This is a genomic window from Rhizobium phaseoli, assembly GCF_003985125.1.
Classification (GTDB): Bacteria; Pseudomonadota; Alphaproteobacteria; order Rhizobiales; family Rhizobiaceae; genus Rhizobium; species Rhizobium phaseoli.
In genome coordinates, this window is the sequence record NZ_ML133612.1 from 1 (window position 1) to 14,811 (window position 14,811).

General features: G+C 62.5%; 16 protein-coding genes and 2 pseudogenes. 9 read left to right on the plus strand and 9 right to left on the minus strand.

Translation table 11 applies throughout. The features are described from left to right. A partial coding sequence (locus EFD56_RS31775; RefSeq protein WP_164736888.1) for an integrase core domain-containing protein occupies window positions 1-144 on the plus strand: 144 nt, incomplete at its 5' end. Between the two features lie 93 nt (window positions 145-237). Here the strand turns inward: EFD56_RS31775 and chrA are convergent. Beyond that, entirely contained in the window at window positions 238-1,470 is a 1,233-nt protein-coding gene (chrA, locus tag EFD56_RS31780; RefSeq protein WP_126907101.1) for a chromate efflux transporter, read from the minus strand. 524 nt (window positions 1,471-1,994) lie between these two features. On the opposite strand from chrA, the gene EFD56_RS31785 reads away from it, so the two are divergent. Beyond that, window positions 1,995-2,321, plus strand: a complete 327-nt coding sequence (locus EFD56_RS31785) for an RcnB family protein (RefSeq protein ID WP_126907102.1) — start codon at window positions 1,995-1,997, stop codon at window positions 2,319-2,321. 298 nt (window positions 2,322-2,619) lie between these two features. Here EFD56_RS31785 and EFD56_RS32875 read toward each other — a convergent pair whose 3' ends face one another. The 3 genes from EFD56_RS32875 to znuA form a co-directional block, all read right to left on the minus strand. After that, the gene (locus EFD56_RS32875) at window positions 2,620-2,790 is read right to left on the minus strand and encodes a hypothetical protein (RefSeq protein WP_010006004.1); all 171 of its coding nucleotides are present in this window, start codon (window positions 2,788-2,790) and stop codon (window positions 2,620-2,622) included. Further along, window positions 2,787-3,992, minus strand: coding sequence for a zinc metallochaperone GTPase ZigA (gene zigA / locus EFD56_RS31790; RefSeq protein ID WP_126907103.1), 1,206 nt, complete (start codon window positions 3,990-3,992; stop codon window positions 2,787-2,789). The genes EFD56_RS32875 and zigA overlap by 4 nt, the downstream gene beginning before the upstream one ends. 114 nt (window positions 3,993-4,106) lie before the next feature. Then, a complete protein-coding gene (gene znuA / locus EFD56_RS31795) occupies window positions 4,107-5,129 on the minus strand; it encodes a zinc ABC transporter substrate-binding protein ZnuA (protein ID WP_126907104.1) in 1,023 nt (340 codons plus the stop codon). Between the two features lie 101 nt (window positions 5,130-5,230). On the opposite strand from znuA, the gene EFD56_RS31800 reads away from it, so the two are divergent. The 3 genes from EFD56_RS31800 to EFD56_RS31810 are packed head-to-tail and all read left to right on the plus strand — an operon-like array spanning window position 5,231 to window position 7,384. Next, window positions 5,231-6,181: an ATP-binding cassette domain-containing protein gene (locus EFD56_RS31800; protein ID WP_126907105.1), complete on the plus strand. Its 951-nt coding sequence runs from the start codon at window positions 5,231-5,233 to the stop codon at window positions 6,179-6,181. Then, entirely contained in the window at window positions 6,174-6,989 is an 816-nt protein-coding gene (locus tag EFD56_RS31805; RefSeq protein WP_012484378.1) for an iron chelate uptake ABC transporter family permease subunit, read from the plus strand. The genes EFD56_RS31800 and EFD56_RS31805 overlap by 8 nt, the downstream gene beginning before the upstream one ends. After that, window positions 6,986-7,384 carry a Fur family transcriptional regulator gene (locus EFD56_RS31810; RefSeq protein ID WP_004679676.1) on the plus strand — a complete coding sequence of 133 codons (399 nt, stop codon included), beginning with the start codon at window positions 6,986-6,988 and terminating at the stop codon, window positions 7,382-7,384. Before EFD56_RS31805 ends, EFD56_RS31810 begins: the two co-directional genes overlap by 4 nt. 280 nt (window positions 7,385-7,664) lie before the next feature. Here EFD56_RS31810 and EFD56_RS33635 read toward each other — a convergent pair. Both EFD56_RS33635 and EFD56_RS33400 read right to left on the minus strand, forming a co-directional pair. Continuing rightward, a pseudogene (locus EFD56_RS33635) lies at window positions 7,665-7,981 on the minus strand (hypothetical protein). A gap of 257 nt (window positions 7,982-8,238) precedes the next feature. Continuing rightward, on the minus strand, window positions 8,239-9,645 hold the full coding sequence (locus EFD56_RS33400; protein ID WP_245440658.1) for a putative sodium/potassium/calcium exchanger: 1,407 nt from the start codon (window positions 9,643-9,645) through the stop codon (window positions 8,239-8,241). A 191-nt stretch (window positions 9,646-9,836) separates the two neighbouring features. Here EFD56_RS33400 and EFD56_RS31830 point away from each other — a divergent pair, with 191 nt between their 5' ends. The 3 genes from EFD56_RS31830 (at window position 9,837) to EFD56_RS31840 (ending at window position 12,116) form a co-directional block, all read left to right on the plus strand. After that, on the plus strand, window positions 9,837-10,409 hold the full coding sequence (locus EFD56_RS31830) for a transglutaminase-like cysteine peptidase (RefSeq protein ID WP_126907108.1): 573 nt from the start codon (window positions 9,837-9,839) through the stop codon (window positions 10,407-10,409). A gap of 392 nt (window positions 10,410-10,801) precedes the next feature. Next, window positions 10,802-11,203, plus strand: a complete 402-nt coding sequence (locus EFD56_RS31835; RefSeq protein WP_004675508.1) for a hypothetical protein — start codon at window positions 10,802-10,804, stop codon at window positions 11,201-11,203. 205 nt (window positions 11,204-11,408) lie between these two features. Next, on the plus strand, window positions 11,409-12,116 hold the full coding sequence (locus EFD56_RS31840; RefSeq protein ID WP_126907109.1) for a methyltransferase family protein: 708 nt from the start codon (window positions 11,409-11,411) through the stop codon (window positions 12,114-12,116). Window positions 12,117-12,239: 123 nt separating this feature from the next. Here the strand turns inward: EFD56_RS31840 and EFD56_RS31845 are convergent, their stop codons facing one another. Together EFD56_RS31845 and EFD56_RS31850 are read right to left on the minus strand one after the other, a co-directional pair. Beyond that, complete coding sequence (locus EFD56_RS31845) at window positions 12,240-12,770, minus strand: gamma carbonic anhydrase family protein (RefSeq protein WP_126907110.1); 531 nt, start codon at window positions 12,768-12,770, stop codon at window positions 12,240-12,242. Window positions 12,771-12,782: 12 nt separating this feature from the next. Further along, on the minus strand, window positions 12,783-13,478 hold the full coding sequence (locus EFD56_RS31850; protein ID WP_126907111.1) for a fumarylacetoacetate hydrolase family protein: 696 nt from the start codon (window positions 13,476-13,478) through the stop codon (window positions 12,783-12,785). A 279-nt stretch (window positions 13,479-13,757) separates the two neighbouring features. Between EFD56_RS31850 and EFD56_RS31855 the strand changes: the two genes are divergently transcribed. Continuing rightward, complete coding sequence (locus EFD56_RS31855) at window positions 13,758-14,510, plus strand: nucleotidyltransferase domain-containing protein (protein ID WP_126907112.1); 753 nt, start codon at window positions 13,758-13,760, stop codon at window positions 14,508-14,510. 151 nt (window positions 14,511-14,661) lie between these two features. Here the strand turns inward: EFD56_RS31855 and EFD56_RS33405 are convergent. Then, window positions 14,662-14,811: pseudogene (locus tag EFD56_RS33405) on the minus strand (IS110 family transposase); the annotation flags it as partial.

Sequence of the window (14,811 nt, forward strand, 5' to 3'; positions counted from 1 at the left end):
GAAACCTCGCAGCAGCGCGCCGCCGACCTGCCGCTCTGGCTCCACCGTTACAATTGGCATCGCCCGCACGGCAGCCTACAATCCAAACCGCCCGTCAGTAGACTCGGCCTGATCAAGGACAACCTGTGGAGGCTCCACATCTAGAGCGATCGGCGCGGCTGCCCAAAGGCGCGCGGCACGCTCCATCCTTTCGAATCTGCGCTTATTTCCCGCGAAAATCGAATCCGATCTTCCGGGTCACGCCCCGGCCACGCCGAGGAGCGCTGAGCCAGCCGAAAGCAGCAGGACGATGATCCAGGGCGGCGCCTTCCAGACGGTGAGCAGCAGAAAGCCTGAAAGCGCCAGCGCGAAATCCGGCGGGGAAAGCACGGCGCTGGTCCAGACCGGGCTATAGAGCGCGGCACCGAGAATGCCGACCACGGCGGCGTTGGCGCCGCGCATGGCGGCCTGCATCTCCGGCCGGGTGCGCAACCCATCCCAGAAGGGCAGCATGCCGTAGACGAGGAGCAGGCCCGGCAAGAAGATGGCGATAAGCGCGATGATGGCGCCCGCCGATCCGTTCGGTGCCGGCGTCATCACCATGCCGAGATAGGCCGCGAAGGTGAAGAGCGGCCCGGGAACCGCCTGCGTGAGGCCGTAGCCTGCAAGGAAGGATTCGTTCGTCACCCAGCCGGGTGCTACGACCTCCGCCTGCAGCAGCGGCAGCACGACGTGGCCGCCGCCGAAGACCAGCGCGCCGGCGCGGTAGAAGGCATCGAAAAGCGCGATCCCCTGAAGGCCGGTCAGATTGGCGAGAAGCGGCGGGACGAGGAAGCCGGCGGCAAAGAGGACAAGGGCGACCGCGCCGGCGCGGCGCGATACGGGAAAGCCGAGACGACCGGCAAGGGCCGGTGCATCGGCGCGGCACAAATAGAGGCCCGCGGCCGCTCCAAGCGCGATCGCGCCGATCTGGCCGAAGGAACCGCCGACGAAGACGACGATGGCGATCGCCGCCAGCGCAATGCCGGCGCGCTCGCGGTCCGGCGTCAGGCTCTTCGCCATTCCCCAGATTGCCTGCGCGACGACAGCGACGGCCACGAGCTTCAACCCGTGGAGGAGACCTTCGGCGAGCGGTCCGGTGAAGGCGGCGGCGCCGAGCGCGAAAGCAAAGAGGAGGAGTGCTGAGGGCAGCGTGAAGGCGCACCATGCGGCAAATCCGCCGGCAAGGCCACGGCCTCTCAGGACGCCAAGGGAGAAGCCGACCTGGCTGGAGGCCGGCCCCGGCAGGAACTGGCAAAGCGCGACTAGATCGGCATACCCCGCCTCATCGATCCATTTGCGCCGCACCACCAGTTCGTCCCTGAAATAGCCGAGATGGGCAATCGGCCCGCCGAAGGAGGTGAGGCCGAGCTTGATGAAGACGCGCAGCACCTCGAGCGGGGAGCCCTCGGCAGTTCCGTCAATCGGCATGGCATCCTCACGAGCACTCATCGCCGCCCCCATAGCAGGGCACGGTTGCGGCTGGATGACACCGCGAGAGCGGAAAAGCCCTCGGCGGCCACAGGAAAAATGAACATTGCCTGCCTTTGAATTGGTGCGAGGCCGAAACTGCACGCTCGCGCGCAGCTGGCAAGGCACAGGCGGGATTCTTCCGATGGTGGGAGCTGAGGCGCCTCATCACCCACCCCCGTCCTTCGAGGCTCCAGCCCTTGGCCTGCGCACCTCAGGATAAGGGCTAGTAGGCGTGCCGTGCGGCTGAAGGTTAAGCGGCGCGCCGTGCAGCTGCGCTTTCCGATGCGGCAGACCGCAACTTCTCTCCGACATCATCCTGAGGTGTCCCGTGAGGGGCCTCGAAGGGTGAGTCCGGCCACGAATGCTGATGCATAAGCTTCCACTAAAATATAAAGCGCGCCTCGCAGACTACGGATTCCATTACGGAAGTTTAATTTAACTTTCAGTTTCGGTTCATCTTTTCTGGCCTAGTTTTCTCCCGTGCCCAACACGAGGAACCCCACATGAAAAAGATCTTCGCAGCTCTTCTTTCCGCTTCCTTCCTTCTTTCGCCGATCGTCGCCTCCCAGGCCAGCGCCGACGATTTCCGCCGCCCGCCGGTGGTTGTGCAGAAGAAGGTGATCGTCGAAAGAACGGTCGTTCGGCCTCATTGGAAGAAGGGACACCGCATCAGCGCCAGCGAGCGGCGCCGCTTCTCCGACGTCAATGACTACCGCCGCTACCGGCTCGCCCCTCCGCCGCGCGGCTATCGCTGGGTTCGCGCCGATCACGACTTCCTGCTGATCGGCGTCACCAGCGGTGTCATTTCGAATGTAATCGTCGTTCGTTGATCGGCGGGTGAGGAGGGCGGCTTCGGCCGCCCTTCACTTTTTTGTTTTGCGCTTCGATCCACGTTCGGCGTCATCCTCGGCCTTGTGCAGCCTTGTGCCGAGGATCTGCTGCCTTATTGGAGTGGAGGCAGATGCCCGGGACAGTTCCGAGCATGACGAAGGAGGGGCAGGCTCTGTGGCGAGCGGCGTCGGCCGTAGACGCGAACGAGACGACCTGCAGGTTGGCTCCATGCCTACGCGGGAATGAGAGGGACGCGGATTGCGCAAAATCAGGCGCGTTTCCTGCACAGATAGATCGTCACTCCCGGCGTGACGAAATCACCCGCTCGGCGATCATCCCGAGCAATCCCTTCGGTCTTTCGGCCGCAGCCTCCCGATCATGCGTCAACGGATGCAGGCCCTCGATCGGCGGCAGGGGATCGCATTCCTCGCAGATGCAGCGGTAGCGTTTGATCGCCGTCGCCTTCATGCCGCTTGCCTGTTCCAGCCGGCGAAAGGATCGGGCAGGTTGCGCCAGCGCTCCGGCGTGAAGGCATCGCCGTCGACCAGGCAGGCGTCGAGTTCTCTCCTGATCCAGGCCTCGTCCATCGGATCGGCGCCGATGAAGACGATTTCCTGGCGGCGGTCGCCCCAGACGGGATCGATGTAGGGGCCGAGGGCGTTGAGGAAACCAGGCTCCTGCGGCCATTGTTCGCGCGGGACGGCTGCCCACCAGAGGCCCATCTTGCCGGTACGCACGATCGCGCCGGCCTGGCTGATCTCGCCGACATGATGCGGGCGGGTCGCCAGCCAGAAGAAGCCTTTGGCGCGCACCACGCCTGGCCAGCTCTTGTCGAGAAATGCCTGGAGTCTTGCCGGATGGAAGGGCCGCTTTTCGCGATAGACGAAGGAGCGGATGCCGTATTCCTCCGTCTCCGGCACGTGCTCGCGGAAGCCGTGCAGTTCCTTGTACCAGAGCGGATGGGTCTCGGCCTTATCGATAGCGAAGCGGCCGGTGCCGAGGACGTCCTTCAGCGCCACCTTGCCAAAATCGGCCTCGATCAGCCTCGCATCCGGGTTCAGGCCGACGATGATCTTGCGCGCGGCGTCGCGCTCATCCTCGCTTGCCGTGCCGATCTTGTTCAGCACCACGACATCGGCGAATTCGATCTGCTCGACCAGCAGGTCGACGATGGTTCGGTTGTCGCCGTCACCCGCCGTTTGGCCGCGGTCGGCGAGGAAATCGGCGGAGGCGTAATCGGCGAGAAGATTGGCGGCATCGACCACCGTGACCATCGTATCGAGCCTTGCGACGTCGGAAAGGCTTTCGCCATTCTCATCGCGAAATTCGAAGGTGGTGGCGACGGGCAGGGGCTCGGCGATGCCGGTCGATTCGATCAGGAGATAGTCGAAACGGCCCTGTTCGGCGAGACCGCGCACCTCTTTCAGGAGATCGTCGCGCAACGTGCAGCAGATGCAGCCATTGGTCATCTCGACCAGTTGCTCCTCGGTGCGCGAGAGATTGGCGCCGCCATCGCGCACAAGCGCGGCGTCGATGTTCACCTCGCTCATGTCGTTGACGATGACCGCGACGCGCAGGCCCTCGCGGTTGGCGAGCACGTGGTTCAGCAGCGTCGTCTTGCCGGCGCCGAGAAAGCCGGAGAGCAGGGTGACCGGAAGTCTGTTGTCCATGGAAGCCTCATCAAAAGCATATGTTATATCATTACATAGCTCATGCCGAAAAAAGGCGGAACGGGGTCATCCGCCTTTTGCCGCTTCGGTGCTTTCCAGAGTGTTGCGTTGGAGTCACGCGCTGGAGAGGCAATCCTTCATGCTCCCGGCAATGCCGCGCATGAGGGTGAAGTAGAGATCGGGGCCGGCCTTCAGCGTCGCCGCTTCGGGGTCGAGCACGCCGGATCTGGCGCTGGTGCCCTCGATGACGACATTGACGAGGCGCGGCTCGAATTGCGGCTCGGCAAAGACGCAGGTTGCGCCGAGTTCGCCGACCTTGCGGTGAATTTCCGAGACGCGCTCGGCACCGGGGATGGTTTCCGGGCTGACGGTGATCGAGCCGGCGACGCGGATGCCGTAACGGTGCTCGAAATATTGATAGGCGTCGTGGAAGACGACGAAAGGCTTGTCCTTGACGGGAGCGACGGTGGTGGCGATCTCCTTGTCCAGCGCCGTCAGCCTGTCGTCGAGCGCCTTGGCATTGGCCTGATAGGTCAGGGCATTGGCGGGATCGGCGGCGACCAGCGTCGTGGTGATCTCGGCGGCCATCGCCTTGGCATTCATCGGGTCGAGCCAGAGATGGGTGTCGAAGGTGCCGTGCTCGTGGTCATGGTCATGCTCGTGATCACTGTCATGCCCCGTTTCGCCGGCATGGTCATGATCATCACCGTCGTCATGCGGTTCGAAAGCGCCGCCTTCGCGGAAGGGCAGCTTGACGAGGCCGGGCGCCTTGTCGAGCTCGGCGATGCTCGCCTTCGAGCCCAGCGCCTGCAGTGGCTTTTCCAGAAAGGCTTCGAGCCCGGGGCCGGTCCAGAAGATCACCTTTGCTTCCTGCAGGGCGCGCGCGTTCGAAGGCTTCAGATTGTAGGTGTGGGGGGAGGCGGCGCCATCGACGATCAGCTCCGGTTCGCCGACGCCCTGCATAATCGCCGCAACCAGCGAATGGATCGGCTTGATCGAGGTGACGACAACAGGCGCGTCGGCCGCCCGCATCGTGCCGGCAAAGAGCAAAGCGGGGATTGCCAAGGCCGGGATGGAGAGGAGGGTCGGGAATTTAAGGGCTGACGTTTCCAGGGCAGTCCCCAGGGCGCGTTTCATCAAGTGCTCCGCTTGAATTGCAAATGTTATGTTATTACATCAATTGCGTTATGCTATAACGTGTGCAATAGCAGGATGCAACAGCGCTATCGGAAAATTTGATGCTCTCTCCCGCAAACAAGAAGGGCGAAACGCTGGTTTCGCTCGAAAATGTCGGCGTCCTGCGCGGCGGCCGCTGGCTGGTGCGCGGCGTCGAGTTTTCCGTCTCGCGCGGCGAAATCGTCACGCTGATCGGGCCGAACGGTTCCGGCAAATCGACGAGCGCCAAGGCGGCGATCGGCGTGCTGAAACCGGATGAGGGCAGGGTGGAGCGGCTGGCCGGTCTGAAGGTCGGCTATGTCCCGCAGAAGCTGTCGATCGACTGGACGCTGCCGCTGACGGTGCGCCGGCTGATGACGCTGACTGGGCCGCTGCCGGAGCGCGACATGGGCGCAGCCCTCGAAGCCGCCGGCATCGCCCATATGCTTGATGCCGAGGTTCAGCATCTCTCCGGCGGCGAGTTCCAGCGCGCGCTGATGGCCCGGGCCATCGCCCGCAAGCCCGATCTCCTGGTGCTCGACGAGCCGGTGCAGGGCGTGGATTTCTCCGGCGAGATCGCCCTTTACGACCTCATCAAATCGATCCGCAATGCCAGCGGCTGCGGCATCCTGCTGATCTCGCACGATCTGCACGTCGTCATGGCCGAGACCGACACGGTCATCTGCCTCAACGGCCATGTCTGCTGCCGCGGCACGCCCGAGACCGTCAGCCGCAGCCCGGAATATGTGCGCCTGTTCGGCAGCCGGGCAGCACAGACGCTCGCCGTCTACAGCCATCATCACGACCATACGCATCTGCCGGACGGCCGCGTTCGCCATGCCGATGGCTCGGTAACGGATCATTGCCACCCCGAGGACGGCCATCACGCTCATGGCACCCACGAACACGCTCATGGCACCCATGAGCACGCACATGAAGGGCATGGGCACGCTCATGCCCATGACGATCATCATGCGCACGATCACGCGCATGAACACGCCCATTCCCGCAGCGGGGAGGGCCGCCATGCTTGACGATTTCTTCGTGCGCGCTATCCTGGCCGGCGTCGGGCTGGCGCTGACGACGGGGCCGCTCGGCTGCTTCATCATCTGGCGGCGCATGGCCTATTTCGGCGATACGATCGCCCATTCGGCGCTGCTCGGCGTGGCGCTGTCGCTGCTTTTCGAGCTCAACCTGACGCTCGCCGTCTTCGCCGTCGCCGCTCTCGTCTCGGTGCTGCTGCTGTTCCTGCAGAAGCGCCAGGCGCTGTCGGCGGATGCGCTGCTCGGCATCCTCTCGCATGCGACGCTGGCGATCGGCCTCGTCATGGTCGCCTTCATGAGCTGGGTGAGGATCGATCTCATCGCCTTCCTGTTCGGCGATATCCTTGCCGTTTCCACCACCGATATCGCGCTGATCTGGGGCGGCGGTCTGTTCGTGCTCGTAGCGCTCGCCTGGCTCTGGCGGCCGCTTCTGGCAGCAACCGTCAACGCCGAGCTTGCCGAGGCCGAAGGGCTGAGACCCGAACGGGCGCGGCTGTTCTTCATGCTGCTGATGGCCGTCGTTATTGCGATTGCCATGAAAATCGTCGGCATCATGCTGATCACCTCGCTGCTGATCATTCCGGCGGCTGCGGCGCGCCGTTTCTCGGTGACGCCGGAGATCATGGCAGTGTTCGCCTCGCTGATCGGCGCGGCCGCCGTCGTCGGCGGACTGTTCGGCTCGCTCACCTATGACACGCCGTCCGGCCCTTCGATCGTCGTCGCGGCGCTCGTCCTCTTCATTCTCAGCCTGCTTCCCGTCAGGCGGCATCGCGCGGTCGCGCAAGGACAAGGTTCATGACGACACCGCAACTCACCAAGAACCAGTCGCTGGTCTTCGACGTGCTCGAAAAGGCAGAAGGCCCGCTCAGCGCCTACACGATCCTCGACAAGCTGCGCGATCACGGTTTTCGCGCGCCGCTGCAGGTCTACCGGGCGTTGGAGAAACTGCTCGAATATGGCGTCGTGCACCGGCTGGAAAGCATCAACTCCTTCGTCGCCTGCGCTCATCCGGGCGAGAACTGCCATAGTCACGGCATCGTCGCCTTCGCCATCTGCGAAAGCTGCGGTCAGGTGATGGAGTTCCACGACCACGAGGTTGACCACCGGCTGATGGCCTGGGTGCGCGGGCAGAAGTTCAAGCCGGAGAAGACGACGATTGAGATCCGCGGTCTGTGCGAGGCTTGTGCGGCGTAAGCGACTTGTTCCAGAGCAAGGTATTCATGGCATCTTATCCCATCGCGCTGACCGTAATTTGACGCGGAGCGCTCACCTCCCCACCTCATTCCTGTGCCCGTTACAGGAATCCAGCCACCGCGCGTCTGCGCGGTGAATAATTTAATTATTTTTTAAAGCGTCTCTCGCGCCCAAGGACTTGGGCGCGCCGGATTTTGTGACGAGCACAGGAATGGAGGATGGGTTGGGTGTTCTCCGTCCAGATTTTCCATCGGGAAGAGAGTTCGGACCGCCGTCTAAACTAAACGATCGCCTCGCGCTCGCCGAAGGGCGTGTCATCGTCGAAATTCCGGGTGCCGATCCACTCGCTTTCGCCTGATAAGGTCGGTTGTTCCGCAGTTTCGCCGGCTTCTTCCTCTTCCTGCGATCTCGCAATCCGTTCGCGTTGATGCATGTCCTCTTCAGCAGCCAGATCCGCGTGGGGTATGAGCTCGTTTGCGCTGTGCTTCGGGCGGCGACCCAGGCGTTGTCGGGTTCCGAACTGATCGAGGTGCTGGTGCCGACCTTGGTGGGCTCGGATGCGGCGGTGGCGGAGATCGGGTTAATCGCCTCGACCATGAGAGTCTCCTGCTGGCACAGGCCCGCTGTTCCCAGGATTAATCGGGGAGCGGGCGTCTGGCGGATGAGACTCATATCGAGCGTGAGCGGCAATACACAAGTCGATCGCTGGACTGTGATCTGGAATTAGCCCGCCAGGTTTGCAGCCATGTCTCTTTTCAGAACGACAACGGCCGCCGATCGAGCTTCAAGCCGATGATCTAAGAAAGGCGAGGCCGGAGATCGGCCTCGCCTTTTGCGTTTCTGCTATGACAAGCTTAGTTCGATCCGCCCTTGCCGGAACCTTTGCCGGAGCCGCCACTATCGCTCTTGCCAGAGCCGCCGTTGTCGGTCTTGTCCGAGCTGCCATTGTCGCTCTTGCCGGAACCGCCGTTGTCGCTTTTGCCAGAACCGGCGTTGTCGCCCTTGCCGGAGCCGCCGTTGTCGCTCTTGTCCGAGCCGGCGTTGTCGCTCTTGCCGGAACCGCCATTGTCGCTCTTGCCGGAGCCGCCATTGTCGCTCTTGCCGGAGCCGCCATTGTCGCTCTTGCCGGAGCCGCCATTGTCGCTCTTGTCGGAACCGCCGTTGTCGCTTTTGCCAGAACCGGCGTTGTCGCTCTTGCCGGAGCCGCCGTTGTCGCTCTTGTCCGAGCCGGCGTTATCGCTCTTGCCGGAACCGCCATTGTCGCTCTTGCCGGAACCGCCATTGTCGCTCTTGCCGGAGCCGCCGTTATCGCTCTTGCCGGAGCCGCCATTGTCGCTCTTGCCGGAGCCGCCATTATCACTCTTGTCGGAGCCACCATTGTCGCTCTTGCCGGAGCCGCCGTTATCGCTCTTGCCGGAGCCACCATTGTCGCTCTTGCCGGAGCCGCCGTTATCGCTCTTGCCGGAGCCACCATTGTCGCTCTTGCCAGAGCCACCATTGTCGCCCTTGCCGTGACCTTCCTTGCCGCCGTGGTTGTCTTTGCCATGGCCGTCCTTGCCGTGCCCGTGATCCTTGCCGCCGCCCTTGTCGTCGCCGTGATGATCGCGGTCCTTGCCACCATGGTCTTTGCCATGGCCATCTTTGCCATGATCGTGATCTTTGCCGCCCTTGCCGTGATGGTCGTGGCCATGGTCGTTGTCGTCACCGGTGTTGTTGCCAGGGTTGTCACCGGTGTTGTTGCCAGGGTTGTCACCGGTGTTGTTGCCAGGGTTGTCACCGGTGTTGTTGCCAGGGTTGTCACCGGTGTTATTGCCAGGATTGTCACCGGTATTGTTGCCAGTGTTGTCACCGGTGTTGTTGCCAGTGTTGTCACCGGTGTTGTTGCCAGTGTTGTCGCCGGTATTGTTGCCGGTGTTGTCACCGGTATTGTCGCCAGTATTGTTGCCGGTGTTATCGCCGGTGTCGTTTCCGCCATCATTCGCAACCTGATTGCCACTGCCACTATTGCCACCGGACGCGGCAGTGGAACCGGTGCGCGATGTCTTCTGGCCGCCGCCAATGCCTCGGCTGCTGCGATCGCTGTCGTTCGGGTTGAATTTGCTGCCGGTGGGAATTGATCTGGTCGGCATGCACAGCCGGTATTCGAGCGTGCCGCGCACGGCGGTGTTGCAATTAACGACTGTCGGGGCTGCCATGGTCAAGCTGCTGCTTGCCATAAGGAAAGCAACGGCGACGCTGAATTTCGATGCTCTGCTGCTCATTTCAATCGTCTCCCAAGGTTAACGGAGTGTTAATGGGGAGAGCTTTTATACTAACAGTCTATTAACAGAAAGAATAAACGATGGTTAACCTGTCTCCATTAGATATTACGGTTAAATTCGCAAGTATAAAATTTTAATAAATTTTTATCCCGACCATGTTATTGTAAAGGTGGAAATAAGGGGAATCGGCTATGAAGCGTCTCTTTTCTCTCGCCGCCATTTTGTCCTTTCTGGTGCCTTTTCAGGCTGTTGCCGGATCCTCCTTGCCTGTGACGAGAAGTATCGGCGCGCCCGTCGGATTCGCGGCGGCCTGCGCCAAGTACAAGTGGCTGTGCGGCAGGGGGGTGGCTCAACAGCCGCACGACGCGGCAGGCATAGCGCTGCTTCAAAAGGTCAATCGGGCCGTCAATGGACGCATCATTCCCGCGGAAGATCGTCCGTCTTCCCACGGAGATGTCTGGTCTCTGCCGGTTGCCGGCCGGGGCGATTGTGAGGACTATGCCCTTCAGAAGATGAAGGACCTGATCGACGCTGGTTTTCCGTCAAACAGGCTGGCGCTTTCCGTGGTCATTGGCCCGCATGATCAAAATCACGTCGTTCTTATTGCCCGCACAGACGGTGGCGATTACGTGCTCGACAATCTGTCCAGCGCCGTCAGGCTCTGGCGCACGACGGGCTATACGTTTTTGGCCACCCAGGATTTTCAGTCGCGAACAGGCTGGCGGGTGACGCTTGCCGGTCCCCGCGCCGGCGAATTCTCCTGAACCCCGCGCGTCGTGCGAACGCCAACATGCCTGGCGAGCCGGCGCGCCCGACTGCGAACTGGCCCACCTTGCGGATCGAAAGTCTCCTGCGCCGTTCCTCGGTCTCCTCGATGCCGCCGAACGGCGGAGACCGGTGCGGCTTTCCGCCTTTATCGGGAGATTTCAAGCCCGAGCGGAGAGGCGCATGAACATTGCTGCGCGCGCGAGAGGCCGAAACGGGTGCAGGTCGCGGTAAATTCGACGAAGAATTGTGCATCCGAAAAGCGGCCTGAAGCGCGGAAGATGTAAGAATCGGAAACACTTTGTGACTAAGTACCTCCAAAAGCAGCGTTTTTTGACTTGCCGCGCAAGAGGACTTGAAGGATATTGCCCAGACGTTGAGGAACGCCGTCATGATCAGAATGATAGAAGACCCAGCCGAACTGGCTGGCGAAGACATCACTGGCAAATATATTCTCCGCAAGCTGAACTATCATTGGTTCGCTTACGGCAAGGCGGCCATTGTGACTGCCTGCAAGGGAACGATCCTCCACCTCGATCGGGAGGAAACGGTCTTTTCCGAGCAGTGGGGCCGTCGCGCCTATACGGGGACCGGCAAGCGTTACCCCGGCGGCATCTGTCCCATTTCGGCGGTCGCCTGTGTTTGCGATACGCCTGATGATGTCAATGCGGTCATTCAACTGGATGTCGAAGCGCAGGATGAATTCTATCAGTTGATCGCCAAGACGGAAGCCAGGGTTCGGGCGCTCGCCGCCTCGTCCGGCGCGAGCCAGTTCATGGAAGCGGCCGAATAGGCGGTTTTTCAGCGATATTTCCGATTGCCGCCACGGCAGTTGCGGACGACGCGGCTGTTGACGGTGGAGGCGGCGCTGCGATCCGCGTTGACGCCCATGGGTTGTTGCGCGCGTTTCGCCTCCTAAATTCCGTATAGGGTTGCCAGACTGTAGCGGCCGCTGTCGGCAGTCGCGGGTGCTTGGCCCGATGATGCGGAGAATGGTCATGACGCAACAGCACAATCGACCCAGCCGCTCATTGGCGGCCGCGCCATCGATCGGATCGCTGGCCACAACCGTCGCGGTGATGTTTGCCGCACTCTTTTGGCCGGCCGGTACGCTTGATTGGCCGCGCGGCTGGATCTTCCTCGGCCTCTTTCTTGCGCTGACGGCAATTGCGATCGTCTGGATCTGGCGGACGAATCGCGAACTGTTTGCCGCGCGCAGCCGATATCAGAGGGGCACTAAGCGCTGGGATGCGGTGGTGGCGACACTGACGATCATTCTCTTTGCCGCCATTCTTCCGGTCGGGGCGTTCGACGACGGGCGTTTCCATTGGGCGCCGCAATCCGAATGGGTGGTGCTCGCCGGCTATATCCTGATGATCTTTGGCTATCTCGGCCTGACCTGGGCGCAATCGATCAACCGGCATTTCGAGCCGACAGTGCGCATCCAGACCGACCGCGACCACAAGGTGATCGACACCGGCCCTTACGCCGTCATCCGCCACCCTGGCTATGCCTTCGCCATCGTGCTCGGCGCCGGCATGGCGCTGTCGCTCGGCTCGCTCTATGCGCTGATCCCGGCGGGGCTGCTGGCGATCGTGCTGTTTGGAAGGACGCTGGGGGAGGAAATGGAATTGCGCCGCGGGCTCGAGGGGTACGAGGAGTATATGGATCGGGTGCGCTGGCGGTGGGTTCCCGGTCTCTGGTGAAGGGGCGGCAGCGTCGCCGGTCCGCGACGGTCCTCAGGACGGCAAGCGCGGCTTCTTTCCGCCCTCATTCTGAGGCGCCCCGCAGGGGCCTCGATGGGCAGGGCGGCCACCGGCCCCCACCGATCACCCGATCTGCTTCAGATCCCGCGCAAAACGCTGCCAATTTTTCACATAATTCTCCGCCGAGCGGCGGATGCTTTCGATAGCCTTCTCATCGAGCACCCGCACCACGCGCGCCGGCGCCCCGACGATCAGCGAGTTGTCAGGAAACTCCTTGCCCTCCGTGACGAGCGCATTGGCGCCGACGAGGCAGTTGTTGCCGATCTTGGCGCCGTTCAGGATGGTTGCGCCCATGCCGACCAGCACATTGTCGCCGAGCGTGCAGCCGTGGAGGATGGCGTGGTGGCCGATGGTGCAGCCCTTTCCCGTCGTCAGCGGGAAGCCCATATCGGTATGAGCCATTACGCCTTCCTGGATATTGGTGCCGGCGCCGATGGCGATCTTCTCATTGTCGCCGCGCAGCACCGCACCGAACCAGATGCCGACATTCTCGCCGAGTTCGACCTGACCGATGACATGGGCGTCGGGGGCGATCCAATGCAGCCCGGCGGGAGGCAGTTGCGGCGTCAATCCGCCAAGAGCGCAGATCGGCATGATTTCCTCCGGTCAGATGACCTCGACCGACAGCGTCGCGACGCCGTCGATGCCGCAGGTGATGCGGTCACCCTTTGCGACTGCGCCGACGCCGGCCGGCGTGCCGGTCATGACGACATCGCCGGGCGCCAGCACGAAGAGTTTCGAGAGTTCGGCGATAATCTCCGGCACCTTCCAGATCATCTGGTTGAGATCGCCGTCCTGGACGCGCTTGCCGTTCTGTTCCAGCCAGATCCGGCCTTCGCCGGGATGGCCGATGCGGTTGGCCGGCACGATCGCCGAGACAGGCGCAGAATGTTCGAAAGCCTTGGCCACTTCCCAAGGACGGCCGAGTTTCTTTGCCTCACCCTGAAGATCTCGGCGGGTGAAATCGATGCCGACGCCATAGCCGTAGATGCAGTCGAGCGCGCGTTCGGCTTCGATGTTCGCACCCCCCGATTTCAGGGCCAGCACGCATTCGACCTCGTAATGCACGTCGTTCGACAGCGGCGGATAAGGAAAGGCGCTGCCCGGCGGCAGCAGGTTCTCGGCATTCTTCTGGAAGAAGAAGGGCGGCTCGCGGCTGGGATCATGGCCCATCTCGATCGCATGGTCGGCATAATTGCGCCCGACGCAATAGATGCGGCGCACCGGAAAGCGCTCGTCGCTGCCGTCTACCGGCAGCAGCACCGGTTTGGGAAGCGGGATGACGGTGGCGGGATCGGACATGGGCGGGCTCTTCCTGTTCAACGAGTCTTGGTGTTCATCTTAGACGGAAAACGGCGGGGCGGGGAAGCATTCTCGGCGCGTTGACGTTATCGCTGCCGGGCGATATCCTCGCCGCCATGAACAGGATGTTTGCAGTTTCGACGTCTACGACCACCGCCTCGGCGGTGGGTGGCAGACGCATGAACTGAATTTCCGTTCATTGCTGCCGAGACCCAACCCGCCGGAAACGAGCGGGTTTTTGTTTGCCCGCTCGCCTCCCCGCATTCGAGGAACGAGATCATGGACGAACTGCAAAGAGACAATCTTGCCGAGCAGGTGCTCGCCGCGGCCCACCGCTGCGTCGCCAACCGTTACGCCGGGGCCGCTTTCGCTTACGCCACCGGCTCTCTGATGCGCGGCGAAGGGACGGCGTTTTCGGACATCGATCTCGTCGTGGTGTTTCCGTCGCTGGAAAGGGCCTGGCGGGAATCCTTCATGCATGAAGGCTTCCCGGTCGAGGCCTTCATCCACGACGAAGAGACGCTGGCGCACTATCTCCATGCAGATGCCGAGAGCGGCTGTCCTATCATGGTCAACATGGTCGCCACGGGTCGCATCGTCGGAGCGGATACCGGGCGCGCGGGCAGCATCCAGGCAAAGGCGGCGGCAATGCTGGCGGCGGGACCGAAACCGCTTGTCGGGGCGGGTTATGAGATGCGACGGTATCAGGTGACCGATCTCGCTGATGATCTGCGCGGCAACCGCCCGCCGGAGGAGATCGCCGCCATCGCTGCGCAGCTCTCCCAGACGCTCGCTGATCTCATCCTGCTCGGACGCGGCGCCTGGGCCGGACGGGGAAAATGGGCGCCGCGGCTCATGAAAAAGCTCGATCCGCAATTGGCAAGCGAATTCGACGTGGCCTTCAGGCTGGCGGTCGGGGGTGATGGCGCGCGGTTCCTGGCTCTGGCCGACCGGGAACTCGAGCGGCATGGCGGCCGCTGTTTCGACGGTTTCAGGCTGGAGGCCCCGCTCGATGCGCGACGGCCGGAATAGTCGCCGCGGAGGCGCCGACGCCCAAGAGAGCCTCACCCTGAGGTGCCCCGCAGGGGCCTCGAAGGGCGAGGCGGGTGCGCCAAGCGTTGATGGCGGCAAGGAGCAGCGTTGGAGCATGCCCTTCGAGGCTCCAGCCTTCGGCTTCCGCGCCTCAGCAACCGTGTTGTTGCGGCTCGTTCCAAGGCGTTTGTCTTTTGAGGATAGTGTTGATCATGATGATGAGCTTTCGCATGGCGGCGACGATGGCGACCTTGGGCGGTTTGCCGGCGTCGCGCAGCCGCTTGTGAAAGGCCTTGATGGT